11 protein-coding genes and 1 pseudogene are annotated in these 16,435 nt (G+C 71.5%); 2 read left to right on the forward strand and 10 right to left on the reverse strand.

Features of this window, described 5'->3' with window-relative positions; all coding sequences use genetic code 11:
* The 10 genes and pseudogenes from ACFWE2_RS18200 to ACFWE2_RS18245 all read right to left on the reverse strand — a co-directional run.
* Nucleotides 1-1,350 (reverse strand): beta-N-acetylhexosaminidase (locus ACFWE2_RS18200; protein WP_377225627.1); only part of this gene is annotated, 1,350 nt, incomplete at its 3' end.
* 86 nt (nt 1,351-1,436) lie between these two features.
* Nucleotides 1,437-3,029: an alpha/beta hydrolase gene (locus ACFWE2_RS18205; RefSeq protein WP_377225628.1), complete on the reverse strand. Its 1,593-nt coding sequence runs from the start codon at nt 3,027-3,029 to the stop codon at nt 1,437-1,439.
* A 127-nt stretch (nt 3,030-3,156) separates the two neighbouring features.
* Nucleotides 3,157-4,341 (reverse strand): annotated as a pseudogene (locus ACFWE2_RS18210) (AMP-binding protein); the annotation flags it as partial.
* A 95-nt stretch (nt 4,342-4,436) separates the two neighbouring features.
* Nucleotides 4,437-5,180: a phosphotransferase gene (locus tag ACFWE2_RS18215; protein ID WP_377225629.1), complete on the reverse strand. Its 744-nt coding sequence runs from the start codon at nt 5,178-5,180 to the stop codon at nt 4,437-4,439.
* Between the two features lie 101 nt (nt 5,181-5,281).
* The gene (locus tag ACFWE2_RS18220) at nt 5,282-6,874 is read right to left on the reverse strand and encodes an HNH endonuclease (protein ID WP_377225637.1); all 1,593 of its coding nucleotides are present in this window, start codon (nt 6,872-6,874) and stop codon (nt 5,282-5,284) included.
* 312 nt (nt 6,875-7,186) lie between these two features.
* Nucleotides 7,187-8,893, reverse strand: a complete 1,707-nt coding sequence (locus tag ACFWE2_RS18225) for a hypothetical protein (protein ID WP_377225630.1) — start codon at nt 8,891-8,893, stop codon at nt 7,187-7,189.
* Nucleotides 8,890-11,970 carry an alpha-mannosidase gene (locus ACFWE2_RS18230; RefSeq protein WP_377225631.1) on the reverse strand — a complete coding sequence of 1,027 codons (3,081 nt, stop codon included), beginning with the start codon at nt 11,968-11,970 and terminating at the stop codon, nt 8,890-8,892. Before ACFWE2_RS18230 ends, ACFWE2_RS18225 begins: the two co-directional genes overlap by 4 nt.
* 3 nt (nt 11,971-11,973) lie before the next feature.
* A complete protein-coding gene (locus tag ACFWE2_RS18235) occupies nt 11,974-12,858 on the reverse strand; it encodes a carbohydrate ABC transporter permease (protein ID WP_377225632.1) in 885 nt (294 codons plus the stop codon).
* A complete protein-coding gene (locus ACFWE2_RS18240) occupies nt 12,852-13,796 on the reverse strand; it encodes a carbohydrate ABC transporter permease (protein ID WP_377225633.1) in 945 nt (314 codons plus the stop codon). Before ACFWE2_RS18240 ends, ACFWE2_RS18235 begins: the two co-directional genes overlap by 7 nt.
* Before the next feature lie 25 nt (nt 13,797-13,821).
* Entirely contained in the window at nt 13,822-15,090 is a 1,269-nt protein-coding gene (locus ACFWE2_RS18245) for an ABC transporter substrate-binding protein (RefSeq protein ID WP_377225634.1), read from the reverse strand.
* Nucleotides 15,091-15,305: 215 nt separating this feature from the next.
* Here ACFWE2_RS18245 and ACFWE2_RS18250 point away from each other — a divergent pair, with 215 nt between their 5' ends.
* Nucleotides 15,306-15,929: a hypothetical protein gene (locus tag ACFWE2_RS18250; RefSeq protein WP_377225635.1), complete on the forward strand. Its 624-nt coding sequence runs from the start codon at nt 15,306-15,308 to the stop codon at nt 15,927-15,929.
* 248 nt (nt 15,930-16,177) lie between these two features.
* Nucleotides 16,178-16,369: a hypothetical protein gene (locus ACFWE2_RS18255; protein ID WP_377225636.1), complete on the forward strand. Its 192-nt coding sequence runs from the start codon at nt 16,178-16,180 to the stop codon at nt 16,367-16,369.
* Nucleotides 16,370-16,435 lie beyond the last annotated feature (66 nt).

Consider the following 16,435-nt stretch of genomic DNA (forward strand, 5'->3'; position numbering starts at 1 on the left):
CTCCTGACCCCACAAATACCCAGCACTCAACGAGGCAGGGAGGGGGTCGAAGGCCAGGACGTCCTCGAGCGTGCGGAGGAAGCCGACCGGGATCGGCTCGGCCGGGTGCTCCCCGGCGCGGTGGTCGAGGTAGACGGCCTGCTCAGGTGCCATGACGACGTCATACCCGGCATCGAGTGCTGCCGCACCCTGGGCGTAACCGCGCCAGGAGGTCACGATCACGTCCCGCGGCAGCATCGGCGACATCGCCTCGTCCCAGACGACGGCGCGGCGGCCGGCGTCGGACACGTGCTCCGCGAGCCGGGCGACGAACCAGCCGTGCAGCTGGGCGACGTCGGGGGTCCCGTCCTTGCCGACCAGGCCGAGCGCACCGGCCCGTTCGACGATCCGTGGCGACTCGCGCCAGAGGGTTGGCGGCACCTCGTCGCCGCCGAGGCCGATCCACGGGGCGTCGAAGACGTCCAGCACCTCGTCGAGCACGTGCCGGAAGAACGCGAGCGAGCCCTCGGACGGGTCGAGCACGTCCTGGCTGATGCCCCACGTCGTGCGGACCGCGCTGCGGTCCTTGCGCGTGCCAAGCTCCGGGTAGGCGGCGACGGCCGCCTCGACGTGGCCCGGCACGTCGATCTCCGGGACCACCGTGACGCCCCGGTCGCGGGCGTAGTGGACCATCTCGCGCAGGTCGTCCTGCGTGTAGAACCCGCCGTGCGGCCGGCCGTCCTTCGCTCCCGTGCGCCAGGTGCCGACGGTGGACTCGCGGCGCCACGCGCCGGTCCGTGTCAGCTCGGGGTAGCGGTGGATCTGCACGCGCCAGCCCTGGTCGTCGGTGAGGTGGAGCTGCAGCACGTTGAGCCGGTGGGCGGCGGCGAGGTCGATGAACCGCAGCACGTCGTGCTTGGGCAGGAAGTGGCGGGCGACGTCGAGCAGGACGCCCCGCCACTCGAAGCGCGGGTGGTCCGCGATGCGCACCACCGGCAGCTCGAGCGGGCCGGTGCCGCCGCGGCGGTAGGCGTCCGGACCGGCGAGCTGGCGCAGGGTCTGGGCGGCGGCGTGGGCGCCCGCCAGGTCTGCGGCCTCGACCCTCACCAGGCCCGTAGGACGCACGTCTATGCTGTAACCGCCGGCCGCCAGGCCGCGCGCGAGGGCGAAGACGACGGAGCTGCGATCGGTCGCCGCCGGCACCAGGTCGAGGCCGAACGCCTCCTCCGTGACGCGGCGCCACCAGCGCGCCGCGGGCCGCAGCACGGGGTCTGCGCCGATGCCTGCGCCGTCCGCCAGCAGCACCGATCCGCCCGGCACCTGCGTCGACGCAGGTTCCGGGACGAGGCCAAGGTCTCCGGGGCGTTGCACCGCGCCACCCTAGCGCGGCGCCGGTGCGGGCGGCGGCAGGAGCGCGCGATCCCGGAGGACCGCGCGCTCCCGTGTGCCACGACCCGTCAGCCCGCCGGGCAGGCGACGTCGCGCCTGGGCAGCTTCCCCTCGACCAGGTAGGTCGTCCCGACGTTCAGGGCGCACGCGTTGTCGCCGAGCGCGTAGACGCCGTGACCGCTGCCGTCGACGGTCACCAGCCGGGACCGGTCGCCGAACTTCTCGTGCAGCCGCTGGCCGCCGGCCAGCGGGGTGACCGGGTCACGGCGGTTCTGCAGGATCAGCACGTTGCGCGGACCCTCGTCGGAGATCCGCACCGGCGGCTCGACCGGCTCGGACCAGTAGGCGCAGGGCAGGATGTTGGCCGACGCGGCGCCGAACATCGGGAACTTCGCACGGTCCTCGGCCACGGCCTGCCGGTACGTCGCCACGTCCTCGGGCCACTCGCTGTCGTTGCAGGTCGAGGCCGCGAACACGGACAGCGCGTTGGAGAGCGGTGACGCCTCGTCCAGCAGGCTCCGAGCCGCCGTCGCGTCGCCGTCGCGCAGCGACTGCCAGATCTGCGCCGTCCGGCCGTAGCTCAGCGGGCTGTAGAGCCCGCCGAAGACGACCTGCCGGAACAGGGCGCCGTCGACCCCCTGCACGGGGCTGTGGTCCAGCTCCTCGGCGGTCTCGAAGTACGTGGCGCGCACCTGGGCCGGCGTCCGGCCGAGGCCGTATGCGGTGTGCCGCTTGGCTGCCCACTTCGCGAAGTCGGGGAACGTCTGCTCCATCCCCAGGGCGAACGTGCGCAGACGCTCCTGGTTCAGGTGCGTGTCGCCCACGTTGCTGTCGAGCACCACCCGGTCGGCCGTGTCGGGGAACATCGACGCGTACGCGGCGCCCAGCGCGGAACCGTACGAGTAGCCGAGGTAGCTGGCCTTCTCCTCGCCCAGCGCCGCGCGGATGCTGTCCAGGTCGCGCGCCATGTTCGCCGTCGACACGTGCCGGAGCAGCCCGTTCTCGTCGTTGGCGGCGCACTGCTCGGCCGCGGCCTTGACGACCTTTCCGTGCTCGACGACCGCGGCGTCGTCGACCGCGTACGGCGGGATGTTGCTGAAGTAGCCGCTGCCTGCGGTGAACCCGCAGTCGATACGGGTCGAGTGGCCCACCCCGCGGGTGTCCATGCCGATCAGGTCGTAGGTGTCGAGGACGCTGTCGGGCAGGCCGCGCGACATCAGGAGCGCGGACTGGGCGAGCCCGGATCCGCCCGGCCCGCCCGGGTTGAGCAGGAGCACGCCGCGGCGCTCGGCCGGCTTGTCGCCGGTCATCCGGGAGATCTGGAGCTCTATCTGCTCGCCGTCGGGGTCGGCGTAGTCCAGCGGGACGGGCACCTTGGCACAGGTCAGGACGTAGGGAGCCGCCTCGTCGGCGACGTCGGCGGGGCACTCGCCCCACTCGACCTGCGCAGCGGCCCGGCCACCGGTCTCGGCGGTCGCCGGCCGGACGGCGGCCGCCGCGGGTGCCGCGAGCGCACCGGCCAGTCCCAGGACGGCCAGCAGGGCAACGCCCCGGCCGCGCGCTCGTGCTGGGCGGACGCGGCGTCGCGCGTCGTCCGACGTGCCCTGGTACGGCGCGCCGGTCGGGTCCGGGGACGGGGAGCTGAAGTGGGTTCGCCTCATGTACCCACCCTCGGACGACACGCGTGCGCCGGTAAGTGTCGCCGATCACGACCTGGCCCGGAGGAATGCCCACAGGCGCATGACAGATGTCACCCCCGCCGCGGCACCGGCTCCAGGGCGCTCAGAGCTCCGTCTGCCACCACTGGTCGATCACGGGCACGCCGAGGACGCGCCCCGCCCACTCGTCCGTGCCCGGGTCGGGCCGCTCCCCCGCGAGGAACAGGTGCCGCAGGGAGGAGGTGTCGTGGCCGGCCACGAGGATTCCCTCCGGGTCCGCCTGCTCGATCGCCCGGATCGCCGTCGGGGTGGTGAGCAGGGCCTCGACGCCGTGCTCGGCGACGACCCGCCAGAACGCCCCGGCGTCCGGCGTGCCGACCGGCTTGCCCTCGTACAGCACCGTCGTGGCACCCACGAGCAGCGGCCCGTAGACGAGGTACGAGTGGCCGACGTCCCAGCCGGCGTCGGACGCCGTCCACCAGACCTGGCCGACCCCGACGTCGTAGAGGTCGCGCATGGACCAGGCCAGGGCGACGGCGTGGCCGCCGTTGTCGCGCAGGATGCCCTCGGGTCTCCCCGTGCCGCCCGGCGTGTACCGGATGTCGAGCGGGTCCGTCGCCGCGACCTCCGCGCACGGGGCGGGGTTGGTCCGGCCGGCGCGCATGGCGATGGCCCAGTCCAGGTCCCGCCCCTCGACGAGCGTCGCGGTGGCCTGCGGCCGCTGCAGCACCACGCACGACGACGGCTCGTGGTCGGCCAGCTCCAGGGCCCGGTCCAGCAGCGGCTTGTGCTCGACGACCCCGGTGGGTTCGATGCCGCACGACGCGGACACGACCACCTTCGGCCGCGCGTCGTCGATCCGCAGGGCCAGCTCGTCCGCCGCGACCCCGCCGGACACCACGGAGTGCACGGCGCCGAGCCGGGCACAGGCCAGCATCGCGACGACCGCCTCCGGCACCATGGGCAGGTAGAGCACCACGCGGTCGCCCTGCTCGACGCCGAGGTTGCGCAGGGCGCCGGCGAACGCCGCGACGTCCTGCAGCAGGGTGGCGTAGGTGACCGTCCCGGAGGTGCCCGTGACCGGGCTGTCGTAGATCAGCGCGGCCTGGTCCCCGCGACCCGCGATGACATGCCGGTCCAGCGCGTTGTAGCAGGTGTTCAGCCTGCCGTCGGGGAACCAGCGGTAGAACGGCGGGCTGTCTGCGTCGAGCACACGGGCGGGTCTGCGGAACCACGAGACGAGAGCCGCCTGCTCGCCCCAGAACTCCTCGGGGTCGGCGAGGCTGCGTCGGTGGACGTCCGCGTGGTCGGCCATATGGTGCCCTTTCCGTTCCGGCTGGCGGACCCGGGTGTCCCGCGCCGGTGCCAGTGTGGCCCGGCCGCGGGGCGCCGTCGAGCGGCAGGCCGGTATCAGAGCAGCTCTCCGAGCTCCTGCGCATGCTCCGCGGTCCAGGTCGCCTGGCGCCGCACGTCGTCCGGAATGCCCAGCTCGGCGAGCCGGACCATGGCGGGTTCACCGGCCCGCGCACCGGCATCGATGCCGTCGGCGCACCGACGCTGCCACCAGAGCGCCGTCGGCAGGAGCTCTGACCGGTCGAGCACCGGCCCGTAGGCGTCGCACACCGTCGCAAGGGCCCGCGCCGCGCGGCCGACGTCGGTCCCCGGCCTCAGCGGGACGAACTGCCAGACCAGGTGCGCCACGTCCTCGATCCGCCGGCCCGGCCCGGCGATGTCCCAGTCGATCATCGCGACCGGCTCGATCCCGCTCCTCCCCTGCCGGAACACTGTGTTGCGCGGGTCGACGTCGTGATGGCACACCACCTCCGAGTCGCCCGCGAGCGAGGTGCCGGCCGTCAGGTCGTGCAGCTCGCGCACCAGCCGGGCGAGCGCGGCCAGGCAGGACGGCTCCGCCGCGGCCCGGCGCACGGCGCCGTCGGCTCCGCTGAGGCCGTCCAGGTAGCTGAGCACCTCGGTCGCGGGCGGCTCGACCCGCACGAGCCGGGGTGCGCCGCGCCAGCCGCGCTCCTCGAGAAACCGGAGCAGCTCGTGCACGTACTCATGCCGCTCGGCCATCGACCGATGCACCTCGTCGCCCCGCCGGGTCACCGTCGAGACGAACCCACCGGACAGGACCTTCTCGTCGTTGTGCTGCACCGCCTCAGTCTCTCGTGGCTGGGCGCTGGCACGAGGTGCCTGCAGGACGTCCGGGCATGCCGATGGCCGCCGCGAGGGTGGGTTCGCGGCGGTCGGCGGGTTCAGTGAGCAGGCACCTCGGATGTACGTGCGCCGGGTGGGTGTGCCCAGGTGAGGTCGGGTCGCGACCGTGGCCGGCGCCCGGGACCGACCCGCTCGTGTCGCCCGGGTGGGCGGTAGGCGATCACGCCACGGGCACGCGGGGCGGTGCAGCCGATGCTGTACCGGCTGCGTGGAACCCGCCCGGGTGCGGGCCCGGTCATGCCGACCGCCGGGGTCCACGACGGTGACGGGGGCTTGGCGCCGTCCTTGACCTCTTCCGTTCGGGGGTCCGGCCCGTTGACCAGGTTCGGCTCCGGCACAGCGTCAGGCGACCGGGGCGCAGTCTGTGTCTGCTCGTGCCCCGTGCTCACGTCTCCCGCGGGTGCGACCGGCCGTGGTGGTGCGGGCGCGACGAACACGGACGTGTGCCCCGTGGGCATGGTCGTCTCCACGGCGTGCCGGCCGTCGACCTCGATCACCCGCTGCGACCACCCCGGTGCCTGCTTCGCGTGATTACACCGGACACACAACCCCTGCCCGTTCTCGAGGCCGGTCTGCCCGCCCTCCGCATGCGGGGTGATGTGGTCGATGTGCCGCACCGGCGCGTCACACCACGACGACGCACAGACGCCCTGCTCCCGCGCACGCAACAACTGCGCCAAACCACGGGGATGGAACCGGGACGTCGACGTCGTCGCCAACAGGCGGCCCCTGGGATCGACATAGACCGCCCGCAACCACGCCGCGTCGGCGTCGAGCCCCTGCGCGGCCAGGTTCCGCGCCACCGGGGCCGGGACCGTGCCCACCCCCGCCGGGGCACCCTCCAGCACCACCGCGGACTCGTCACCGTCGGCGAGCAGGGTCTGGTCAGAAACCAGCAGATTGATCGTCACCGGCACCGCATCAGCCCTGCCCGGCTCGCGGCCCGTGACGCGTTCGATCAGGGTGTCGGCCATGATCTGCCCGGCACCCCGCTCATCACCCGCGGCCTTGGCCGCGTCCGCCTGGGCCTTCAGCAGGGCATACGCCTGCACACCCTGCTGCATCGGGACCAACGCGGTCAGGTACACCATCAGGTCCGGTGCCGGACGCACCGAGACACCACGTTCCGAGACCGCCCTCGCGTTCCGCTTCACGCACGCATGCACGTCCAACCGGCCGGCAAGCTCCTTGATCCGGGCGACCAACCGCTTCGTCCCCATCCGGCCAAGCGCCGCCAGGCGCGCCGGCCCGCAGACCTCCTCATCGACCCGGACCCGGTCCTCGACCGACAGGTGCGACGTCTCACGCACCAGGAGCGTCGCCCGCCACGACGAGAGCGGCATCTGCGTCACCCAGACCCGGGCCGTGCCCAGGAACGAACCACCCGCATACGGGCTCGCCTGCATCGCCGCACCCACCTGGTTCGGCACACCACGACCCCGCCGCTCCGCCCGGACGCCCTGCCGCGCCTCGTCCGCCTTCGTGGCCTCCTCCAACGCCACGGCCAGCCGCGCCTGCGTCGCGGTCACAGTGTTCTTCACGGCTTCGAGTTCCCCAAGAAGGTCTACCCACTCGGCCTGCGTCTGCCTCGACACCGACGAGGCCGTGTCAGTACCGCCTGGCAGGATCATCGTCGCCAGCAACTCACGCAACGCCCGCACACCGGCCGCGTCGACGACACCGCCCACACCAGCGGTCATGCCAGCGGTCGTGCCAGCGGTCGTGCCAGCGAACGGCCCCGACGGGTCGGGCCCGTCGGCCGTCCGGGATGGCATCTCACCGCTTCGCGTCATGACACCAACCTATCCGACACATGTTCGATCCGCTCGACAGGATCAGGCCATCCGCCCACAGCAGAAATGCGACGCCGGACGGACCCGGCCGGCCCCTGCGACACCCTTCAGGCATACCGACCGCAGGCCCGACCGGACGAGGTGCTGCTCTCAGACGGCGCGAACGAAGACGCGCGCGACCCCCGGCGAGCTGCCGACGATGTACGCCCGGCTCCCGCCCACCGCATCGGTCGCCCCGAGGTAGGTGTAGTCCTCCCCGGGCTGGTAGCGGGCCGGGCCCGCCGCGCCGGTGCCGGGGCCGAACTCGACGGCGCCGGCCCCCAGGCGGTAACGCGCGGTACCCGAGTCGAGCCGCACCGCGCCGTCGGCGACCTCGGCCGCGCCGTCGGCGACCTCCGCCCCGCCCTCGAACGTACCGCCGGCCCGGAAGGCGAGCTCGAGCGCCCAGGGCAGCTCTGGCCCGTCGGTGGTGATCTCCAGTTCGACGCCGTCCTCGGTCGGCCGCGCGGCGATCCGTGTGCGCAGCACCACCGTCTCGGTCTGGCGGTCCGCGAAGGACATCGCCGCGGAGAACCGGCTCTCGTCGGCCAGGTCGTAGGCACCGTCGGCGCGCCGGTCGCCTTCCGCGAGCGGCTGGTAGTAACGCCCCTCCAGGCGCTCGACGAGCACCACCGCATCGCCGTCGTGCTCCAGCTGCGCCGCGCGGAACGGGCCGAGCCCGAAGAAGTCGCGGGACAGCCGCACCGAGTCGAGGACCACCTCGCCGGCGAACAGCCGAAGGAAGGTCGGGTTGTTCGCCAGTCCCGAGCGGATACGTCGCTGGCTGGAGTAGTCCGACCCGCCGTAGAGCACGAGCGTTCGCGTCGGGTTCGTGTCGACGACGAGCCGCGACGCCGCCCACTCCGCGCGGCGCGTCGCGGCGGGTGATTCGGCGTCGGGAAGAGGCTGTGCGAGGCGCGGGTCGAGCAGCAGCTCGGTGAGTACCGTCTGGGGTTCGACGATGCCCTGGGCGGCGGCGTGCTCCGCCGCCCAGGCGAGGTCGCCCCGTGCTCGCTCGATCGCGAACCGCCGGTACGCCAGCAGGTACGGCGCGAGCGGGTACCGCTCGCCGTGCTGGTCCTGGCGCCGCGAGTGCACCGTCTCGACGGTGTCGTCGGGAAGGATCAGCCCGAGCGTGGCCTCGAGATTGCGCACCACCACGTCGTGCACGTCCGGGCGGTCGAAGACGTCTCCGATCAGGGAGAGCGAGGGGTTCGACACGAACACCGCGTAGTTCGCGCTGCGCTCGGAGAACATCCCGTCGCTCTGCAGGTCGATGCCCTCGGCGAGCCACTGCTCGGCCCGGGCCCGCACCGCGGGGTCGGCACGACGCCGGTGCAGCCTCGCGAGGACCGCCGCGAGCTCCCACCGGTGGTTGGGCGTGTGCACGCCACCCGCGACCATGGCGGGGGCCGCCGCATCGGCGACGGCGCCGAGCAGCCGGTCGAGCGGCGCGAGCGCCGGCGCGGCGGCACGGCGGATCAGCTCCAGCGTGTCGCACACGTCGTTGATCGCGAAGGCGGTGTCCGGCGGCGACTCGACGTTGTCCCCGCCGACGAACAGGCCGGACGCCGCCTGCATGCCCGCGAGCGCCTCCGCGCACGTCACGGCGCGCGAGACGAGCGCGGCGTCCCCGGCGTGCCGCCCGCCCTCGGCGAGGTAGGCGGCGACCAGCAGCTTGATGTCCCGCATCGTGGCGCGGTACAGCCCGATGTACCCCGTGTGGACGTCGGCCGCCGCCGTGGCGAGCACCCCGTCCACCGCCGTGTCCGCCGCCTCGATCACCGCACGGCGAAACGCCTCGTCCACCTCGGTCATGCCTGGCCCCCTCTTACCCTCAGCGTCAGCACCTCGAAGGGACGCAGCACGATGCCCGTGCCGTCGCCCCCGTCGTCCACCACGGCGGTGGTCCCGTGGGCGAGCACGGCGAGCGGCGTCTCGACGAGGTCGCACTCGACCACCTCGGCCACGGCGAAGTCCGCGTGCAGCGTCGCGCGGGTGCGCGCGCCGCGACTCTCGTAGACCCGCACGACCAGGTCGCCGGAGCGGTCGTCGGCGAGCTTGACCGCCGAGACGACGGCGGAGGTCGGCGCACCGTCGACACCGGCGACCGTGACGACGGGGGCCGGAGCCGCGGCACCCGTGATCCGGCGCAGCGGGGCGCCGAGCCGGGCGCCCGCACGCAGCGCATCGTCGGTCGTCGGGGCGGGCGCGAGCACCGTGGTGAAGGCGTGCCGCCCCTGGTCCGCCTCCGGGTCGGGGAAGGTCGGCGCGCGCAGGAGCGACTGCCGCACGGTGGTGACGACGTGGCCGTCGACGCTGTCGCGCGTGACGTCGTGCCCGTAGACGCCGTCGTTGGCCACGGCGACGCCGAAGCCGGGCTCGCCCACGTGCACCCAACGGTGCGCGCACACCTCGTAGCGTGCGGCGTCCCAGGACGTGTTGGCGTGCAGCGGACGGCGCACGTACCCGAACTGCGTCTCGTAGGCGGCGTCCTGCGCATGGACGTCGAGCGGGAACGCGAGCTTGAGCATGCGGCGGCGCTCGTGCCAGTCGACCTCCGTGCGGATGCGCACGGCGGAGTCGACGACCGTGACGGTCTGCGTCATGCGGCTGCTGCCGAACGTCCGCTCGATGCGCACGCTGCCGTCGTCGTGCAAGGTGACCGTGCCGTCGACGAGGTCGACGGCGTTCGCGCGGTAGGAGCGGTCGAGATCCCACGCGTCCCACTTCGCGGGGGCGTCGACGTGCAGCTGCGGCAGGTTCGCCGCGCGGCCCGGCGGCACGAGATCGCGCCCCGACGCGAGATCCACCGCGTGCGCGATCAGCCCGTTCGGGGTGATCTCTACCCGCAGGCCGGGCGAGGCCAGCTCGACGCCGCCGTCGGGCAGCACCGAGGCGACCACAGCCGCGGCCGCATCGACGTCCGCGGTCCCGCCGAACGCGGGAACGCCCGAAGCCGCGAACGGCGCCGCGTTGACCGCAAGGTCACGCGTTCCCGAACCCGCGAGCGCCCGCAGCGCTGTGTCGACGAGACCTTCCAGCCGCTCGGTGACGCGCTCGTGCGCGGCCTCGGCCTCGCGGTGCACCCAGGCGATGGCGGTGCCGGGCAGGATGTCGTGGAACTGCAGCAGCAGCACCTCCTGCCACAGCTCGTCGAGCTCGTCGTACGGGTACGGCGCGCCCGTGCGCAGCGTGGCGCTCGCCGACCAGAGCTCGGCCTCCACGAGCAGCTGCTCGTTGCGCCGGTTGCCGCGCTTGGTCCGCGCCTGTGAGGTGTAGATGCCTCGGTGGAACTCCAGGTACATCTCGCCCGACCAGACGGGCGGGCTCGCGTACTCGCGCTCGATGCTGCCGAACAGGGCGTCGGCGGTGCCGAACCGTACCCGCGGCGAACCCTCGAGATCGGACTGCAGGCGTGCGTCCCACATCATCTCGCGCGTCGGTCCCCCGCCACCGTCGCCGTACCCGAACGGCATGAGGGAGTGCGAGGCTCCCGCGTGGTCGGCGAAGTTGCGCACGCTGCGGGCGAGCTCGGTGGGTCGCATGTCGCCGCTGTAGGTGTTGTTCGGCGGGAAGTGCGTGAGGATGCGTGTGCCGTCGATACCTTCCCAGAGGAACGTGTGGTGCGGCATCGGGTTGCTGTCGTTCCAGCACATCTTCTGCGTGAAGAACCAGCGCAGCCCCGCCTTGCGCAGGAGCTGCGGCAGCGCGCCCGGGTAGCCGAACGAGTCCGGCAGCCAGCCGACGTCGCTGCGTGCGCCGAACTCGCGCTCGAAGAAGCGCGTCCCCTGCAGGAGCTGCCGCGCCAGCGACTCGCCCGAGGGCATGTTGACGTCGGACTCGACCCACATGTTGCCGACCGGGACGATGCGGCCCTCCGCGACGCGCTGCCTCACCCGCCCGTAGAGCTCGGGCTCCTGGTGCTTGAGCCAGGCGAAGTGCTGCGCCGACGAGCTCGTGAAGACCGCGTCGGGGTCCCGGTCCATGAGGTCGACCACGTTCGCGAAGGTCCGGGTGACCTTCCGTACGGTCTCTCTGCTGGGCCACAGCCAGGCGGAGTCGATGTGCGCGTGACCTGTCGCGACGATGCGGTGCGCCGAAGCGGCCGCGGGCGAGGCGAGCAGGGGGGCGAGCACGGCCCGCGCGGCGGGTGCCGCCGCAGCGGGGTCGCCCGGGTCGAGCTCGTCGAGCGCGCGGTCCAGGCCCGCCAGCAGCGCGGCCCGGCGCGGTTCGTGCTCGCTCAGCTCCAGCGCGAGGCCGCGCAGCACGGTCACCTCACGGACCAGACGTTCGACCACTGTGTCGACCCGCCGGATCTCGAGCCGTCCCAGCCGGTACAGCGGCACGTCGGGCGCGCTCCGCGGGTCGCCGAGCGGCGTCGGCGCGTAGGCACGTGCCCCCTTGAAGTCGTCGCCGCCCGACAGGTCCGGGTTGGCCGCGGCCTCGACGAGGAATTCGAACGGCTCGCCGGGTGCCGCCTCGAGCGGCACGTGGTGGTTGCGGGGTTCGAGGCCCTTCACCACGCGCCCGGCGGTCGTGCGCACCAGCCCTTCGCACTGGAACCCCGGCTTGGCGCCGTTGAAGCCGAGGTCGAGGGAGAGCTCGACGCGGTGCCTGTCGTCGGGCGCCCAGCCCTCCGGTACGCGCCCGGACACCTGGAACCAGGTGGTGCCCCAGGGCCGCCCCCACTCGAAGGTGGGGGCGACCGGCGCGAACGTCGCTGGGTCGGGTACTTCGGCGAACACGACCGGTTCGCCGGCGCCGCCCGGCTCGCCCGGCACCGTCCAGGCGGCGACGTCGAGCGGAACGGCCCCCGCGGTGACGGCGTCGGCCAGGTACTCGCCGAGCCACCGGTCGACCCGCCCCAGGATGGCGGACGTTGGTACGTGCACCGCTCAGTCCTTGAGTCCGGCGTTGATGTTCGAGGAGGTGATGTACTTCTGGAACACCAGGTAGAGCAGCACCAGCGGGATCATCGACAGCACCGAGGCGGCCAGCAGCACGCTCCAGTTGATGTTCTCGGCGCCGACGAGCGCGCGCAGGGCGATCTGCAGGGTGAACTGATCGGGATCGCCCAGGATGATGAGCGGCAGGATGTAGTCGTTCCAGCGCCAGTGGAACGACACGATCGCGAGCGTGAGCATGATGGGCCGCGCCAGCGGCAGCATGATGCCGAGGAAGATGCGGTACTCGCTCGCGCCGTCGATGCGCGCGGCGTCCAGGAGCTCGTCCGGGATCGTCAGGAAGAACTGGCGGAACATGAACACACCGGTCGGGGTGAGCACCGACGGCATGATGACGCCGAGCAGCGAGTTGTACAGGCCGAGGTCGCGCACGACGATGAACAGCGGGTTGAGGATCACCTCGCCCGGCAGCATGGTCATCGACAGGATGCACAGGCCGAGCACGTGGAGCCACGGGTTCCTGTACTTGGCGAGCGCGTAACCCGTCGACGCGCACAGGAACACCGTGATGGCCGTCGTCACGGTCGCGACGACCATCGTGTTGGTGAAGTAGCGCAGGAAGTCGACGCGTTCGAAGGCGTCCTCGTACCCCGCGAGCGTCCACTCGCGCGGGAAGAACGACAGCGGGTACGTGAACAGCTCCCCGCCCGGCTTGAACGACGACAGCAGGAACCACAGCAGGGGGAACGCCATGAGCACGGCGATGACCCACAGCATCGTGGTCGGGACGATGCTGCGGCGGATCTCGCCGAGCCTGCGCCCGCCTGGCTTCGCGTACTTCTTCGGCGCCACCGTTGGCGTGTCCGTCGTCACCATGCGTTGTTCCTCTTGCTGATACGGAGCTGGATGATCGCGATGACCATGAGGATGACCAGCAGGACCATCGATGCGGCGGCCGCGTACCCGACGAGCGAGCGTTCGAACCCGGTCTCGTAGATGTACTGCACGACCAGGCGGTTCTGCGTGCCGGGCCCACCGCCGTTGAGCGCCTGGATCATCGCGAACTCCTTCATCGAGCCGAGCGACGACAGCAGGATGACGAGCACGGACGTCGGAGCGATGGACGGCAGCGTGATGTACCAGAACCGCTGGAAGCCGTTCGCGCCGTCGAGCTCAGCGGCCTCGTAGTAGGACTGCGGCACGTTGCTGATCGCCGCGATGAACAGCAGCATGTTGAAGGCTGCGCCGCCCCATGCGGACGCGAGCACCGCGACGAACAGCGACAGGTCGGCGTTGCTCGCCCAGGGCACCGCCTCGCCGCCCAGCAGCCGGATGATGTAGTTGACGAACCCGAAGCTCTCGCCGAACATCCACCGCCAGATGACACCGGCGATGATCGGCGACACCAGCCACGGCATGAAGAAGACGATGCGGGCAGGTGTCTTGCCCCGTGCGCCCTTCGAGGTGAGGGCCACCGCCATGGCGAGCGCCAGGCAGTAGCCGACGGGCACCGAGAACGCGGCGTACACGAACGTGCGCCCGAGCGACTGGTAGAACTCGCCGTCCTGGAACAGCTCGAGGTAGTTGGCGAGCCCGACGAACTCGGGATCTCCCCACCCGCGGAAGTCCGTCAGCGAGTACGACAGGCCGAGCACTCCTGGCCACAGGAAGAACAGGCCGAACAGCGCGGCCGTGCCGATCGTGAAGACGAAAGGGGCAAGGAGGTAGCGGTTGTGTCGGCGACGCGGGGCGCGCCGCCCGTCCTCCTCCGCCACGGGGGCGGAGGAGGACGGACCCGAGGTGGTGAGAGTCATGAGGAGCCTTTTTCGTGCGTCGCGCTCAGTCGGCCATCTGCTCGGTCGAGACCTTGTTGATGTTCTCCACCGTCTGCTCGAGCGTCTGCTCGTCGTTGATGAACTTGACGGTCTCGTCGAAGAGGGGCTCGGAGTCGATCGCCTTGCCCTTGTAGCCGTTCAGCACGCCGTCCGTCGTCTGGAGCGCCGAGAACGCAGGGGACTCGGCGATCTCACCGTTGTAGAGGTCGAAGGCGTACGCGTCCTCCTTGTAGGTGACGTCGAGGCCGTCCAGCACGGGCAGGCACCCGGAGATCTCGCAGTACTCGCGGTAGTTCTCCTCCGAGTACAGCCACTTGATGAAGGCGAGGGTCTCCTCCTCGACGCCGGTACCGTCGAACGCCACGATCCACGACGCCGCACCGTAGTTGGTCGCGCGCACCGGCTGCTGCGGCAGCGGCACGGACACCCACTCGAAGTCGGTGATGGTCGCCTGGAAGTCGGCGATCTGCCAGACGCCCGACATGTAGCCCGCGACGCGGCCCGACTTGAACGTCGCGCTCGGGTCGTCCGCCGCGCCCCACACGGCCTGCGGCATCACGCCGTCGTCGTGCAGCTTCTTGAAGTACGCGAGCGCCTCGGCGCCCTTCTCGTCGAGCGCCCAGGTGCCGTCGGGCTGCTCGGTGACGCCCTCGCTGCCGAACTCGAACAGGAAGGAGCGCAGGCGGTGCGCGGAACCGTCCATGACGACGCCGTACTCCGCGTCGGTGGCCTCGACGACCTCGTTCGACTTCTGGACGTACTCGTCCCACGTCCACTGCTCGTCGAGCGTCGTCGGGTACTCGACGCCTGCCTCGTCCCACAGCGACTTGTTGAGGAACATGCCGACGGCGGTGAGGGTGGTCGGCAGGGCCTTCACCTTGCCGTCGGCGGGGTCGGCGACCGAGAGGGTGTCGATGACGCCGACCTCGTCGAAGATGTCGGTCAGGTCGAGCAGGCGCTCCGTCCATGCCGGGTCGGTCGACGGCGACGCCGCGAGGGCCGGCAGGTCGTTCGCCTGCGCCGAGGTGCGCAGCCGCGTGCGCAGGTCGTCGTTCGGCACCTCGACGACCTCGACGCGCACGCCGGTCTCCTCGAAGTACTTCTCCGCCAGCTTGGCGTAACCGCCACCCTGGTTGACGTCGCCCGACTGCATGAGCTGGAGCACGACCTCGTCATCGGAGCCGCCGCCACCGCTCGAGCACGAGGCGAGCACGAGCGCGCCGATCGTGATCGACGCGGCCGCGAGCGAGCGGGTCAGGTACTGACGCTTCATTGTGTCTCCTCGTCGGCGCTCAACCCTGAGCGCCTGTGCTGTGTAGCCGGGTGGTTGCTGTGTTGCCGGTGGATCGCTGGAGGCCGTTTGATCTTATGTCTTGACATATTCTTGTGTGGACACGCTAGCCCCGGACCCGCGCACGGGGCAAGCGTTTACCGAGAATCTGGTGCACGAACGTGCAAGTGCAGTGGTCACGCAAACATATGCCGAGTATGAAGCCGCTACGAGCACCACGACGACTCCTCGGCACCGGCCTGGCCGGCGTGCTGCTGCTGAGCGCCTGCGCCGCCCAGGACGGCCCCGCCGGCTCGGCCACAGCGCCGCCCACCCCGGCGGCGCCGGGCCAGGTCACGGCCATCGCCACCGTCCTCCAGCAGGGCGACGGCCCGCCCGAGCTCTGCCTGGGCGGCGTCGCCGAGTCGTACCCGCCCCAGTGCGGCGGCCCGGAGATAGCCGGCTGGGACTGGGACGCCGTCGAGGCCGAGTCCGCGCAGGACACCACCTGGGGCACGTACGAGGTGGAGGGTTCCTGGGACGGCGAGACCTTCCGCCTCACCGAGGCCGCCGCGGCCCCGACGGAGCGGCCGGCGCCACCCGAGGATCCCCGCCTCGATCCTGACAACGCCGGCGCGCTCGGACCGGAGACGTCCGAACCCGAGGCCCACGAGCTCCAGAACGAGGTGTACGACCACCTCGGCGCCCTCAGCGGCTGGTTCGAGAACGGCTACGTCTGGGTGACCGCCGTCTACGACGACGGCAGCATCCAGCGCTACGCGGACGACAGGTACGGCGCCGACACGGTGGTCGTGCAGTCGGCACTGCGCGATATCGGGTAGTTCCGACCGAATTGCGAACAATCCTGCAGGCTTTGCAGGGCAGGGTTAAAAACCTACGAGAATTGCCCTTCCGTGGCAAGAAAATGTAGGGCATGAATGAAGGCGTGACGCCATAAATCAACATTGCACATTCACCTTGACGCCGCACCAGAGCGCTGGCAGTCTCATTCACCCACCGAGCTGAGCGATTACCAGACGCACGTGCATTGATCGTCCCGGCCCGAACTGACTACAGAAAGAAGAATGTTATGGGCGACGGGATCGCCACAGGCGTCATGGTGCGGGTCACGGGGGCGTCGAGCACCGAGCGCGGCACAGAGGGCATCGTGAAGACCGTCCGGCCGGGCTGGGCCGGCGGCAAGGAGGCCGTGGTCGTCGTCGACGGCCTCCTGCGATCGCGCGAGGTAGCCATACCCGTCTCGGACCTGTCGAGGCAGTAGGCCGCGCGGCTTGCACGGGGCTTGCTCGCACGCAGACAACACAGCAGGCCCGCCTCCGACGGAGGC

Origin of the sequence: Promicromonospora sp. NPDC060271 (assembly GCF_042726755.1) — a bacterium.
In the GTDB taxonomy this organism is placed as follows: domain Bacteria; phylum Actinomycetota; class Actinomycetes; order Actinomycetales; family Cellulomonadaceae; genus Promicromonospora.